Source organism: Mariniflexile jejuense (assembly GCF_042675665.1).
Taxonomy (GTDB): domain Bacteria; phylum Bacteroidota; class Bacteroidia; order Flavobacteriales; family Flavobacteriaceae; genus Mariniflexile; species Mariniflexile jejuense.
On the sequence record NZ_JBHTJI010000001.1, the window covers coordinates 2093671 to 2107332 of the forward strand.

Consider the following 13662-nt stretch of genomic DNA (forward strand, 5'->3'; position numbering starts at 1 on the left):
AATTATATAACAAAAACCCTTTTAGTGATAACGTAAAATGCTTTAAGTAAAATTTATAGTCCTTTAAAAAAAGATTCCTATTGCGAAGCAATGGGTTAACTTTCTGGAGCTAATTCTACTTCCAAACCATTCATTTCAGGTGTCATTTGTATTTGGCAACCCAAACGGCTGTTTTCTTTAACATCAAATGCTTCTGATAACATTGCTTCTTCATCATCACTCATTTCTGGTAATTCTGTATCACTTAATACATAACATTGGCATGATGCACACATTGCCATACCTCCACAAATACCTATAGTGCCTTCTGGAGCTAATTCGTAACTACGAACTACTTCCATTAAATTCATTGCCATATCTGTTGGGGCTACAACTTCGTGGGTAACACCGTCTCTATCTGTGATTTTTATTGTAATATCTTGCATAATTTTGTTTTTTGCTACACATTATGCTATTCATAATGCGTGCCAAATGAGCCGACAAAAGTACTATTATTTGTGCTTATTTTTATGTAGTAATGATTTTTTTTAAGCTTGAATATTTACAACCTTATCAATTTGTGGTACGTATTTTTTTATGGTCATTTCCACGCCAGATTTTAACGTCATTTGGTTAACGCTGCAACCTACGCATGCGCCTTGTAATTGTACTTTTACCAAAGTGTCGTTTTCTTCAATAGCTAACAACGTAATATCGCCGCCATCACTTTGCAAAAACGGACGAATCTCATCTAATGCCTTTTCAACATTTTCTCTAACTTCTTCTGTTGTCATTTATTTCTTTTTAACTGCTGAACATCCAGCCATGGTTGTAATTTTTATTGCCTCAGTTGGTGGTAAATTGTCATTTCGCAATACTACTTCTTGCACTACGTTTTGAGCTAGTTTTTCAAAAGCTTGCTCTAAAACGGTTGCGGTTTGTAATGCTGCTGGACGACCAACATCGCCTGCCTCACGAATACTTTGCACCAATGGAATTTCACCTAAAAATGGTACATTTATGTCTTCCGCTAGGTTTTTAGCACCTTCTTTACCAAAAATATAATATTTATTATTTGGCAATTCTTCGGGTGTAAAGTATGCCATATTTTCTATAATTCCTAATACAGGCACATCAATGCTTTCTTGTTGAAACATGGCAACCCCTTTTTTTGCATCGGCCAATGCCACATTTTGCGGTGTACTAACTACTACAGCACCTGTAATTGGTAATGATTGCATGATACTTAAATGGATATCACCCGTTCCTGGTGGCAAATCGATTAGCATAAAATCTAGTTCGCCCCAATGTGCATCAAAAATCATTTGGTTTAAAGCTTTAGCCGCCATAGGACCGCGCCAAACAACAGCTTGGTTTGGTTGTGTAAAAAAGCCAATTGATAATATTTTTACACCGTAATTTTCGATAGGTTTCATTTTAGATTTACCATCTATATTTACTGCCAAGGGTTTTTCAGCTTCCACATCAAACATAATTGGAATGGATGGTCCGTAAATATCAGCATCTAAAACACCAACTTTAAAACCCATTTTAGCCAATGTTACTGCCAAATTAGATGTTACGGTAGATTTACCCACACCACCTTTTCCTGAAGCCACAGCAACTATATTTTGAATTCCCGGAATTGGGTTTCCTTTTATAACGTTTGCTTTTGGTTTTACTGGTGCATCAACTTTTACGTTTACTGTTATTTTAGCTTTTTCGTAAACCAAGTCGTGTATTGTTTTTAAAATATCAACTTCAGTTCGCTTTTTTGCTTGTAAGCTTGGGTTTGTAATGGTAATATCTACAATAACCTCATCGCCAAAAGTTACAACGTTTTTAACAGCGCCACTTTCAACCATGTTTTGCCCTTCGCCAACCACTGAGATTGTTTCGAGTGCTTTTAATATATCTTGTTTATTAAGCTTCATTTTTTTGTTAAAGACTTGAGATATGAGATGTTATAAAAAACTAAGCTCTCATATTTTTTTAATTAATTAAGAATCATTCTAATATGCAAATATATAGAATAAAGACGGAAGACGGAATATAGAAGCTAGAAGTTTTATCTATTTAAATATTTGTTTTTATTATGAAATTATAAATGTGAATTTTTGTAAATTTTTTGAAAAATTAGGAGCGAATTACAATACTTCTGAAGGATTCCAAAATACGTTTTCAAAATTCTGGATTTGGTTTTCAACAACTTTAATACCTTCACTTTCTAAAAGCTGCTGCATTAAATTAGTACCATCAAAATGATGTTTTCCTGTTAATAACCCTTTTCTATTTACAACTCGGTGTGCTGGCACATCTTTACTTACCGAGCCATTCATGGCATAACCAACCATACGCGCACTTCTGCTTGCACCTAAATAATTAGCAATAGCCCCATAACTTGTTACACGACCGTATGGTATTTGTTTAGCAACTTCATAAACTTTATCAAAAAAATTAAGCGTTTCTGGTTGCATATACTACATTTCTTTAATGATATTAATAAGCGTGATGATTGAAATAATACCTGTAATACCACCTATAAGATAGTTCATGCTTTTTTGAGACGTAATGGGCTTGTCTTTTATTCTATGAAAAAAAAACATATATACATAAAGCATTACAAAAGTTCCCATTGCAGCACCTGCAACATACGCGACAATACTAATTTGACTAAAATCTAACCATCCAAATGACGCCAAAGTTATTGTCATATACGCTTGATACGGAATAGGGAATATATTAATACTAGATAAAAACATGCCTTGAAAAAACCTACCTTTTTTACTCCATCTAGCAGGTTCTAAAACCTGTTTAGGTTCTTTTTTTGCAATAAAAAAATAATAAATAGTTATTAGTACAAAAATAACAAATGCTACACGTTGAAGAATATCAACTATTTCTAAATGATTACTTAATTGTCTGGCAAAAATAGCTGCTAAATAAGTTTGCGCTAGTACAATTACACAAACCCCTATTGAAAACATAACACCTCTGGTATCGCCTTCTTTTAAGCTAATTTTAGCTGCAGTCATATTCAAAAGCCCTGGTGGTATAACACCAATTAAAGCTACGAATAAGCCTAAAAAAAAGATAAGAGTTATATCCAATACTAGTTAATTTTAAATCTAATATACGTAATTGGTTTATTTTGCTCTAAATATTGCGACTCGTAAAAGGTTTGAATGCTGGTAACTTCCTCTGGGCTTCCTTCTTGTTTATACACATTGTGGTTAGCATAAAGAACTTCATGCCCTGCACCATGTAACAACCCAAGCGTGTATCCATGCATAAACTCACTATCGGTTTTAAGGTTTACTACACCATCTTCTTTCAAAATGGTTTTGTAGCGTTTTAAAAACTCAGCATTCGTCATACGGTGTTTGGTTCGTTTGTATTTTATTTGAGGATCTGGAAACGTTATCCAAATTTCATCAACCTCTTTTTGCGCAAAAGCATAATCTATAAGTTCAATTTGTGAGCGTAAAAATGCTACATTAGAAATATTTTCTTCTGTTGCTGTTTTGGCACCACGCCAAAACCGAGCACCTTTTATATCTATCCCTATAAAATTCTTACTTGGATATTTTTTGGCTAGAGCAACTGTATATTCACCTTTTCCGCATCCTAGTTCTAACACCAAAGGATTATTGTTTTTAAATACAGATTGATTCCAATTTCCTTTTAAAATAAAATTATTATTAACCAGTGCATCTCTAGTTGGTTGATATACGTTATCAAACGTTTCGTTTTCTTTAAATCGACGTTGTTTATTTTTACTTCCCACGGGTATCTTTATTATATTTTTGTAAAATTAAGGAAATATCCTTAAGTAAATATATTCTTATCTTTGAATTTACTTAAAAGTTATTTTAAAAATGACATTTTCTTAACTATTTTTTATAAAATGACATTGTGAATGTTTTATATTTGATACAGTATTTTTTTACGAAAACTTAGCAAGTTTATTTGATTTTTGTTTAGAACAACTTAAAGTTATTTGTTGTAAATAATTTTCAGTAACGCCTTAAATTATATTATGAAAAAACGTGTTTTAGTTGCTCCATTAAATTGGGGTTTAGGACATGCAACCCGATGTATTCCCATTATAAATGCATTAATAGCAAATGGTTTTGAACCTATTATTGCTAGTGATGGTGTTGCACTTGCCCTTTTACAAAAGGAGTTTCCAAGATTATCTTCAGTTGAATTACCTTCATATAATGTTACTTATTCAAAAAATGGCAAATTATTTAAACTTAAACTTCTTTTAGATTCACCTAAAGTATTAAAAGCTATTAAAGCTGAAAAAAAAGCAACAAAACACATTGTAGATAACAATAATATTTCGGGCATTATTTCTGACAATAGATTGGGTGTTTACAGTAAAAAAATACCTTCTGTTTTCATAACACATCAATTAAAAGTTTTAAGTGGAAACACCACTTGGATTAGCACAAAAATTCATGAAAAATTTATAAAAAAATTTGATGCTTGCTGGATTCCCGATGTTGAAACTACTATCAATTTAAGTGGAAAAATTGGGCATCCTGATGCTTTTGAAATACCAACTTACTACATTGGCCCTTTAAGTAGATTTGAAAAAAAATATGCCCCCATTTTGAATGACTTAATGGTGTTACTTTCTGGTCCTGAACCGCAACGCACATTGCTGGAAAAAAAACTTTTAAATGAGTTAAAAAACTATATAGGCAAAGTTGTTTTTGTAAAAGGAACAATGGAAAAAGAACAAACCATACAAGTAATGGGCAACATTACTATTTATAATTTTATGACTACCAACTTACTTGAAAAAACCATTAATGAAAGTGATTTGATTATTTCCAGATCTGGTTATACAACTATTATGGATTTGGCGAAACTTAATAAAAAAGCTTTTTTTATACCTACACCTGGGCAATTTGAACAAGAATATTTGGCAAATCGATTGACCGAATTAAAGCTAGCACCAAGTTGTACACAAGACGCATTTTCGCTTAAACATATTAAAGAAACAGTGCATTTTGATGGGTTAAAGGCTTTTGATTTTGAAACCGATTTTGAAAAACTATTTTGCCTTTTCAAGGGTAAATGAGAACTCACTACCAACACCAAATTCACTTTCAACATAAATTTTTTCGTTGTGCGCTTCAATAATGTGTTTTACAATTGAAAGCCCTAAACCAGAACCACCTTCTTTTCGCGAGCCACTTTTATCAACCCTATAAAAACGTTCAAATAAACGTGGTTGGTGTATTTTATCAATACCTTCACCGTTATCTGTTACGCGAACAATTACTTTGTTTTTAATAAGGTTTTCTATACTAACTTCTGTTGTGCCTTTTTCTCGTCCGTATTTAATAGAATTCACTATTAAGTTTGCCAACACTTGTTGTATGCGTTCTTTATCTGCGTTTACTAATATTGGTTTTGAGTAATCTGCATCAAACGTAAGTGTTATCTTTTTCTTACCTGCTTTCATTTCAAGCATATCGAACACGTTTTTCACCAATTCAACTATATCAAACACTTCTATATTTAAACTTAAATCGCCAACCTCTAGTTTGGTAATCATGTCTAAATCATTAACAATATATCCTAAACGTTCTACACCTTTACTAGCGCGTTCTAAGTATTTTTCTCTTAAGTTTTTATCATTCATTGCACCATCAAGCAAGGTTAAAATATAGCCTTGAACTGTGAATAATGGTGTTTTTAATTCGTGTGAGACATTGCCTAAAAACTCTTTTCTGTATTGTTCTCTTACTTTAAGGGTTTCAATTTCTATTTTTTTATCGCGTGCAAACTTATCAATTTCTTGAGTTAGTGTTTGCATATCGGTTGTTATGGTACCTTTGGTTAAACTGGTAGATTCTAGAAGAGTTATATCATCATATATTTGTTTAACACGTTTATAAATGAAGCGTTCTACACGAAATTGAACAACTAAAAACGAAAATATATAGGTACTTAACGAAAATAGAATAATGAACAACGCATTCAACTCATAAAAACCATACAAAAAAACACTCATTAAGAGCGTTATGAATATAGTTATATAGAGTGCTGTTTTAATTGCAAATTTATATGACTTTTTAAATTTTGGTTGCATTAATCTACAAACTTATAGCCAACACCTTTTATTGTTTTAAAGCTATCATCACCTATTTTTTCGCGTAGTTTACGAATATGTACATCAATGGTTCTTCCGCCAACTACAACTTCATTACCCCAAACAGAATCAAGAATTTCATCACGTTTAAAAACTTTACCTGGTTTTGAAGCTAATAAAGATAGTAATTCAAATTCTTTTCTTGGTAAAATTATCTCTTTTCCTTTTGAAGTGATTTTGTATTCGTCTCTATTTATTTCTAAACTTCCTATTTTAAATGAGTCGGCCACATCCTCTTCTTTAAAGCGTCGTAGTAAGGCTTTTACTTTACTTACTAACACTTTTGGCTTTATTGGTTTTGTAATATAATCATCTGCACCCGCATCAAATCCTGCTACTTGCGAGTAATCTTCACCTCTTGCGGTTAAAAAAACAACAAGCGTGTTTTGTAAATCTGGGTTTTTTCTAATTAGTTCACAAGCTTCAATACCATCCATTTCGGGCATCATCACGTCTAAAATAATTAGATTTGGAAGTTCTTTTTTTGCTTTCTTTACAGCTTCACTTCCGTTTTCGGCTGTAATTACTTGGTAACCTTCACTTGTTAAATTGTAACCAACTATTTCTAAAATATCTGGTTCATCATCTACTAACAATATTTTGATATCCTTTTTTTTCATTTTAAAGCAAATAAATCTTGTTTCTTGAAGTAAAGATAAAACTAATAACAAGAATCTATTAAAATTTGTTTACAATCTAATATAAATAACATTAAGGTAACAAACAAGTTACCGTAATTTAAACTTTCGTTAAAACACATACATCTTTAACAGTTTTTTGGCATCAAATTTGTTCTAAAATTAGTAAATTTACAGCGTTGAATTGAACTTATGAAGAAAAATTACTTTTTAACTTTATTTTTTGCATTAGCATTTTTTACTGTCCAAGATGGGTTTAGTCAAAATATGCCTAACAATGCTACTGTTCAACAAAACATTGAAGACTTATCTATTTACCCAAACCCCGTTAGTAATGGTAAAACAGTTATTTACATTACATCTAAACGAAATTTGACTAAAAAAATTGAATTTTTTGATGTTTTGGGTAAACAAATTTATACAACTACAATAACTGGTAATGAGTTAAACATTTCAAATTTAAGTAGAGGTGTTTATCTTTTAAAGATTACTGAGAACAATATTAGCGAAACTAGAAAATTAGTGATAAAGTAAAGAAAACGTTATATTACAGTAAAAAAATAGCTGTTTGAGCTGTTTTTTTGGTTTTATTTTAAAAAATATCTGTAATTTTATAGGAAATTAATTAATCTCTTATAATTATGAAAAAACTTTACTTTTTATTATTTACTATTTTAATCTCTGTTGCTTCTTTTGGGCAGGTAATAAATGAGATTGACCCTGATCAAACTGGCACAGATACAGCTGAATTTATTGAAATCAAATGGACACCTAACACTTCTTTAAATGGGTATATTGTTGTTTTGTTCAATGGATCAAATGACCAAAGCTATGATACTGTAGATTTATCTTCAGCTACAACAGATGGTAACGGTTTGTATGTCATTAACTTTGCATCTAACGGATTACAAAATGGTGCTGATGCTGCTGCTTTATATATGGATTTAGCAACAAATTTTCCAAATGGTACCGCACCTACTACTGTAAATTTGATTGATGCAATTGTTTATGGTACAAGTGATGCTGATGACACAGGATTATTAACTGGCTTAGGAGAAACTATTCAATATGATGATACCGCTACAGAATCTCTTAACCGTTCAAATGATGGAACCTATTATTCCGCAGCCCCAAGTGCAGGTGCTGTTAACAATGTCTTATCTACTCAAAAAAAACAAATAGAAAACTTTAAAATGTACCCAAACCCAACATCGTTAGGCTATGTAAACATTTCTAGCAGAAGCAATGCTAAAATGAGCGTATCTGTATTTGATGTTTTAGGAAAACAAGTAATTAATGAAACTGTAAGCGATAATCGCTTAAGTGTTTCTAAATTAAATGCTGGTATATACATTATTAAAGTTTCTCAAGAAGATGCTACAATTACCAAAAAAATAGTGATTAAATAATCTTTAATCAACTTTATAAATTTTAAAGCGTTACCATTTGGTAGCGCTTTTTTATTTTATCTACTTTTGTTTCATGATTGATACGAATACTATTTTAAACATTCAAACCGAAGATGACTTTAATGCCTTAGCATTGAAAATATTTAAGTTTCAATTTGAAAACAACCGTGTGTATCGCTCGTTTTGCGATTTGTTATACATACATCCTAGCGATGTTAAATTAGTTGAAGATATTCCATTTTTGCCAATTCAGTTTTTTAAAACACATAAGGTTTTAAGTTCTAAAGAATCCGTTCAAACAACTTTTACAAGTTCTGGAACTACAGGAAACACAACTAGTAAACATCTAGTAACCAACTTAAAAATTTATGAACAAAGCTTTTTTAACGGATTTGAACATTTTTATGGCAGTGTAGCAAATTATGTTGTTTTGGCACTACTACCATCATATTTAGAACGAAAAGGTTCTTCATTAATTTATATGGCAGACGCTTTTATAAAAGCATCAAAACATCCGGAAAGTGGCTTTTATTTGAATAACCTTTCCGAATTAAAAAATACCTTAATCCGTTTAGATTCTGAAGGGAAAAAAGTGCTACTTATTGGTGTTTCATTTGCCTTATTAGATTTAATTGAAGCGTATCAATTCCGTTTAAAAAACACCATTATTATGGAAACTGGCGGCATGAAAGGCAGAAGAAAAGAGTTGATTCGCGAAGAACTACATACGTTATTAAAACAAGGTTTTGGTGTTGAAACCATACATAGTGAATATGGTATGACCGAACTATTAAGCCAAGGTTACTCCAACAAAAATGGGATTTTTAAATGCCCAAATTGGATGCGCATTTTAACACGAGATACTGAAGATGCTTTAACACTGCAACCTAAAGGAAAAGCAGGTGCTATTAATGTTATTGACTTAGCAAACATAAATTCTTGCTCGTTTATTGCAACACAAGATTTAGGACGCGTTTATGAAAATAACACTTTTGAAATTATTGGACGCTTTGACAATTCTGATATTCGTGGATGTAATTTAATGGTTTTATAAAAAATTTATAAATACATGTAAGTTTTAAAAAAGTAATACGACTAATGTACTAGCTATGAAAAAGATTAATTACTTTTTTTGGTTGGTTGGTTAAAAAATAAGCCTGATGTTCCTCATCAGGCTTATGTATTTTTACACAATTCTTAAAACAAAATAGTTCTTTTTACCGCGTTGAAGCAGCACAAACTTATTGTTTATTAAATCTTTTGATGTTATGGTATAATCTTCTTGTACTTTTTCTTTATTTACCGAAACTGCATTTTCTTTTAAAGCGCGACGTGCATCGCTATTCGATTTTAAGAAACCGCCTTTTTCAGCTAATGCAGCAATAATATCTAATCCATTTTCAATATCAGCCTTGGCAACTTCAGTTAATGGAACACCATCAAAAACTTCTAAAAAGGTTTTTTCATTAAGTTGTTTTAAATCGTCACCTGTTGAATTTCCAAAAAGAATATCACTCGCTTTTATAGCATTATCTAAATCGTCTTTAGAATGTACCATTGTTGTTATTTCTTCAGCTAAACGTTTTTGTAATACACGTAAATGTGGTGCTTCATTATGTTCTTTAGTTAAAGCATCAATTTCTTCTTCTGTTAAAAATGTAAATATTTTAATGTATTTTTCTGCATCAACATCGCTAGTATTTAACCAATATTGGTAAAATTTGTAAGGCGATGTTCTTTCTGCATCTAACCACACATTACCACCTTCAGATTTTCCAAATTTAGACCCGTCGGACTTTGTTATTAACGGACATGTAATAGCAAAACCTTTTCCTCCAGAAATGCGCCTTATTAATTCAGTACCTGTAGTTATATTTCCCCATTGGTCGCTTCCACCCATTTGAATTGAGCAATTTTTTTCTTTATACAAATGAAGAAAGTCGTAACCCTGTACTAATTGGTATGTAAATTCTGTGAAACTCATACCTTCTGAAGCATCGGAAGAAATTCTATTTTTAACAGAATCTTTAGCCATCATGTAATTTACAGTAATGTGTTTACCAACATCGCGAATAAATTCTAGGAATGAAAAATTTTTCATCCAATCGTAATTATTCACTAAAACAGCAGCGTTATTAGCATCACTTTCAAAATCTAAAAAATGAGATAACTGTTTTTTGATAGCTTCTTGGTTGTGTCGTAACGTTTTTTCATCCAATAAATTACGCTCGCTAGATTTACCTGATGGATCGCCAATCATACCCGTTGCGCCACCTACCAAAGCCACAGGTTTATGTCCACAACGTTGGTAATGTGCTAACAGCATAATAGGTACTAAATTTCCAATATGTAAAGAATCGGCAGTAGGATCAAAACCAACATAAGCACTTCGCATGCCTTCCATTAAATGTTCTTCAGCTCCTGGCATAACTGTATGTATCATTCCACGCCATGTTAATTCTTCAACAAAATTCTTTATCATTATTTATCTTTTTTATAAAACTGTGACAAAGATAAAAATCAATGGATAATTCCTAAGTAATAACTTTGAAAGTTTTTTAAAGTTGGAAAGATAACATGCTACAAATATGAAAACTACAATTGAAACCCTATACTGAGATTAAATTTGCTATTTTTGATGCATGATTTTAGTAACAGGAAGTACTGGTTTAGTTGGTTCGCATTTACTTTACAAACTTGTAAGTAATAACGAAACGGTTAGAGCTATTTACAGAAGCGAACGCAAATTAGACTTGGTAAAAAATGTTTTTGCTACTTATACTGAAAATTATAACGCACTTTTTAATGCTATTGAATGGGTTCAGGCAGATATTTTAGATATTCCGTCACTAACTGAAGCTTTTAAAAACATAACTCATGTATATCATTGTGCCGCTTTTGTGTCTTTTGAACCTGATAAATACCAACTTTTAAGAAAAACTAATATTGAAGGTACTGCCAATATTGTAAACTTTTGTATTTCAAACAATGTTAAAAAACTTTGCTATGTTAGTTCTATAGCCACCTTAGGTAAACCAGTTACTAATGAATTTATTACTGAAGAAACTGCTTGGAATCCTGAGGACGATAACAATGTATATGCCATTACAAAATATGGTGCAGAAATGGAAGTTTGGCGCGGTACACAAGAAGGTTTAAATACTGTTATTGTAAATCCGGGTGTTATTTTAGGTGCTGGTATTTGGCGATTTGGAACCGGTAGTTTGTTTAAAAAAGCCCACAAAGGCTTAAGCTATTACACGCCTGGTACTATTGGACTTATTGGTATTGATGATGTTACAACTATAATGATTACACTAATGAAAAGCGACATTATTAATACTAATTACGTGTTAGTAGCAGAAAATTGGACCTACAAAAAGTTTTTACAAACCTTAGCATTATCTGTTAATGCTAAAAAACCTGAAAAATTAGCGAGCTCTTTTTTATTAAGTATAGGTTGGAAACTAGATTGGTTAAACCACAAACTAACAGGCAAACGCAGACAATTAACAAAAAACCTTTCAAGTTCTTTAGCTTCGGAAACCTTTTACAGCAGTGAAAAATTTAAAAAAGAGTTAAATTATAATTTTAAAGATATTGAAAAAACTATTTACGAGATTGGGAAGTCTTATCTGAAACAGGTTTAATTAAAACGCCTTCATCATAATCTAGTTTCTTCTTTCTAAATTCATCCGCTTTTAAAGAATCTTTCGTTTTTAAAGCATTAATTGAATCGGTTTCCATCTGCTTCTTTTCTTTTTCTTCTTTTGTTTGTAATGCTTTTAATGTTTTCTTAAGTTTTTCTAAACTATCGGTTACTTTGCTATAAATTTCTTCGTAGTCTTTTAAGTTGTAAGCGTAATACTCATTACTTAAAGCAAATTGTAAGCTATCAATACCATATTTTTCAAAAACATAGGTGTTTAAGTTTACACCTTTATCTTCCATTTTTTGCTTACTAGTAAATGGCGCTGACCCAATTAATCTGGCATCAATTAAAATGTTAACCATGGTTTTTTTGGAAATCAAATTTTTAGGCTTGTCTGGACCTCCAAAACCGCACGCAGTAACACTTAAAATAACACTCAAATATATTAGAAATCGTTTTATCATTATCTATTAAAAGTTAAACGTTTTGCAGCCTTAACATCGTTAAATTTAGAATTTTGAAACACCAAATTACCGTTTAAAAAAGTATGGGTAATTCTCGATTTAAACGTTGTGCCTTCAAAAGGCGACCAACCACATTTGTATAAAATATTATCTTTTGTAACCGTCCATGGGTTATTCAAATCTACCAAAACCAAATCGGCAAAATAGCCTTCTTTTATATAACCTCGTTTTTCAACTTGAAATAAAATAGCTGGATTATGGCACATTTTTTCTACAATTTTCTCTATTGAAATTTTACCTTTATGATGCATTTCTAACATCGCTGGTAAAGCATGTTGTACTAATGGACCACCAGAAGGCGCTTTTGTATAAACGTTTTTCTTTTCTTCTATGGTATGTGGTGCGTGATCTGTAGCAATAACATCTATTCTATCATCCAACAAAGCTTCCCAAAGTTGGTCTCTATCAGCTTCTGTTTTTACTGCTGGATTCCATTTAATTAAGGTGCCTTTTTTATCATAATCGGCATCAGTAAACCATAAATGATGTATGCAAACTTCGGAAGTAATTTTTTTATCTTTTAAAGGAATTTTATTACTAAACAAACTGGTTTCTTTTCCTGTTGATAAATGAAACACATGTAATCTTGCACCTGTTTTTTCGGCTAATTTTATCGCTTTTGAAGATGACAAGTAGCAAGCTTCTTCACTTCTAATTATAGGATGATATTTTACAGGAATATCTTCACCAAAGGTTTCTAAATGTTCTTGAAAATTTTTATTTATAGTTGCTTCATCTTCACAATGAACAGAAATGAGCAATTGGGTGCTTTTGAAGATTTTTTCTAACACTTTGGCATCATCAACCAACATATTTCCTGTTGAAGATCCTAAAAACAATTTCAAACCTGCAACATTTTTAGCGTCTACTTTTAAAATTTCATCCAAATTATCATTCGTGCCACCAAACATGAATGAATAGTTTGCATATGATGTTTTTGCAGCTATTGCAAATTTATCTTCAAGCTTTTCTATGGTTGTTGTTTGCGGATTTGTGTTTGGCATTTCTATAAACGAAGTAATACCACCTGCTATTGCAGCTTTACTTTCTGTTTCAATAGTTGCTTTTTGTGTTAACCCTGGTTCTCTAAAATGCACTTGATCATCTATAACACCTGGCAACAAGTACTTTCCTTCTGCATCAATAACAAAAACCTCTGAAGATTTTGCACTAATTGATTCGCTAATTTCTTTTATATAATCGCCTTCAATTAATATATCACCGTTAAAAATAACGCCTTCATTTACAATATGTGCGTTTTTAATAAGTATTGTTTTCTGCTTCATAA

16 protein-coding genes are annotated in these 13662 nt (G+C 31.5%); 5 read left to right on the forward strand and 11 right to left on the reverse strand.

Annotation, left to right across the window (positions count from 1 at the left end):
* Window positions 1-95 precede the first annotated feature (95 nt).
* The 6 genes from ACFQ1R_RS08885 to trmB all read right to left on the reverse strand — a co-directional run bounded on the left by ACFQ1R_RS08885 (window position 96) and on the right by trmB (window position 3766).
* Window positions 96-425 carry a ferredoxin gene (locus ACFQ1R_RS08885; protein ID WP_379925802.1) on the reverse strand — a complete coding sequence of 110 codons (330 nt, stop codon included), beginning with the start codon at window positions 423-425 and terminating at the stop codon, window positions 96-98.
* A gap of 102 nt (window positions 426-527) precedes the next feature.
* The gene (locus tag ACFQ1R_RS08890) at window positions 528-773 is read right to left on the reverse strand and encodes a NifU family protein (protein ID WP_379925803.1); all 246 of its coding nucleotides are present in this window, start codon (window positions 771-773) and stop codon (window positions 528-530) included.
* On the reverse strand, window positions 774-1913 hold the full coding sequence (locus ACFQ1R_RS08895) for an Mrp/NBP35 family ATP-binding protein (protein WP_379925804.1): 1140 nt from the start codon (window positions 1911-1913) through the stop codon (window positions 774-776).
* A 213-nt stretch (window positions 1914-2126) separates the two neighbouring features.
* Window positions 2127-2456, reverse strand: coding sequence for an MGMT family protein (locus ACFQ1R_RS08900; protein WP_379925805.1), 330 nt, complete (start codon window positions 2454-2456; stop codon window positions 2127-2129).
* 3 nt (window positions 2457-2459) lie between these two features.
* Entirely contained in the window at window positions 2460-3089 is a 630-nt protein-coding gene (locus ACFQ1R_RS08905; protein WP_379925806.1) for a lysine transporter LysE, read from the reverse strand.
* 2 nt (window positions 3090-3091) lie between these two features.
* The gene (gene trmB, locus ACFQ1R_RS08910) at window positions 3092-3766 is read right to left on the reverse strand and encodes a tRNA (guanosine(46)-N7)-methyltransferase TrmB (protein WP_379925807.1); all 675 of its coding nucleotides are present in this window, start codon (window positions 3764-3766) and stop codon (window positions 3092-3094) included.
* Window positions 3767-4018: 252 nt separating this feature from the next.
* Here trmB and ACFQ1R_RS08915 point away from each other — a divergent pair, with 252 nt between their 5' ends.
* Window positions 4019-5074: a glycosyltransferase gene (locus ACFQ1R_RS08915; RefSeq protein WP_379925808.1), complete on the forward strand. Its 1056-nt coding sequence runs from the start codon at window positions 4019-4021 to the stop codon at window positions 5072-5074.
* Here ACFQ1R_RS08915 and ACFQ1R_RS08920 read toward each other — a convergent pair.
* Both ACFQ1R_RS08920 and ACFQ1R_RS08925 read right to left on the reverse strand, forming a co-directional pair.
* The gene (locus tag ACFQ1R_RS08920; protein ID WP_379925809.1) at window positions 5048-6091 is read right to left on the reverse strand and encodes a sensor histidine kinase; all 1044 of its coding nucleotides are present in this window, start codon (window positions 6089-6091) and stop codon (window positions 5048-5050) included. The two genes, ACFQ1R_RS08915 and ACFQ1R_RS08920, sit on opposite strands and share 27 nt — an antisense overlap.
* Window positions 6091-6771 (reverse strand): response regulator transcription factor, encoded by a 681-nt coding sequence (locus tag ACFQ1R_RS08925; RefSeq protein ID WP_379925810.1) that lies wholly within the window; start codon window positions 6769-6771, stop codon window positions 6091-6093. The genes ACFQ1R_RS08920 and ACFQ1R_RS08925 overlap by 1 nt, the downstream gene beginning before the upstream one ends.
* A 210-nt stretch (window positions 6772-6981) precedes the next feature.
* Here ACFQ1R_RS08925 and ACFQ1R_RS08930 point away from each other — a divergent pair, with 210 nt between their 5' ends.
* The 3 genes from ACFQ1R_RS08930 to ACFQ1R_RS08940 all read left to right on the forward strand — a co-directional run bounded on the left by ACFQ1R_RS08930 (window position 6982) and on the right by ACFQ1R_RS08940 (window position 9252).
* The gene (locus ACFQ1R_RS08930; protein ID WP_379925811.1) at window positions 6982-7323 is read left to right on the forward strand and encodes a T9SS type A sorting domain-containing protein; all 342 of its coding nucleotides are present in this window, start codon (window positions 6982-6984) and stop codon (window positions 7321-7323) included.
* 107 nt (window positions 7324-7430) lie between these two features.
* Window positions 7431-8198 carry a T9SS type A sorting domain-containing protein gene (locus ACFQ1R_RS08935; RefSeq protein WP_379925812.1) on the forward strand — a complete coding sequence of 256 codons (768 nt, stop codon included), beginning with the start codon at window positions 7431-7433 and terminating at the stop codon, window positions 8196-8198.
* A gap of 73 nt (window positions 8199-8271) precedes the next feature.
* Window positions 8272-9252: a LuxE/PaaK family acyltransferase gene (locus ACFQ1R_RS08940; protein WP_379925813.1), complete on the forward strand. Its 981-nt coding sequence runs from the start codon at window positions 8272-8274 to the stop codon at window positions 9250-9252.
* 132 nt (window positions 9253-9384) lie between these two features.
* On the opposite strand, the gene tyrS is transcribed toward ACFQ1R_RS08940, so the two are convergent.
* Window positions 9385-10680: a tyrosine--tRNA ligase gene (tyrS, locus tag ACFQ1R_RS08945; RefSeq protein ID WP_379925814.1), complete on the reverse strand. Its 1296-nt coding sequence runs from the start codon at window positions 10678-10680 to the stop codon at window positions 9385-9387.
* Window positions 10681-10840: 160 nt separating this feature from the next.
* Here tyrS and ACFQ1R_RS08950 point away from each other — a divergent pair, with 160 nt between their 5' ends.
* A complete protein-coding gene (locus ACFQ1R_RS08950; protein ID WP_379925815.1) occupies window positions 10841-11848 on the forward strand; it encodes an NAD-dependent epimerase/dehydratase family protein in 1008 nt (335 codons plus the stop codon).
* Here the strand turns inward: ACFQ1R_RS08950 and ACFQ1R_RS08955 are convergent.
* Both ACFQ1R_RS08955 and ACFQ1R_RS08960 read right to left on the reverse strand, forming a co-directional pair.
* The gene (locus tag ACFQ1R_RS08955; protein ID WP_379925816.1) at window positions 11808-12290 is read right to left on the reverse strand and encodes a DUF4296 domain-containing protein; all 483 of its coding nucleotides are present in this window, start codon (window positions 12288-12290) and stop codon (window positions 11808-11810) included. The genes ACFQ1R_RS08950 and ACFQ1R_RS08955 overlap by 41 nt on opposite strands.
* 23 nt (window positions 12291-12313) lie before the next feature.
* Complete coding sequence (locus ACFQ1R_RS08960) at window positions 12314-13660, reverse strand: dihydroorotase (RefSeq protein ID WP_379925817.1); 1347 nt, start codon at window positions 13658-13660, stop codon at window positions 12314-12316.
* Window positions 13661-13662 lie beyond the last annotated feature (2 nt).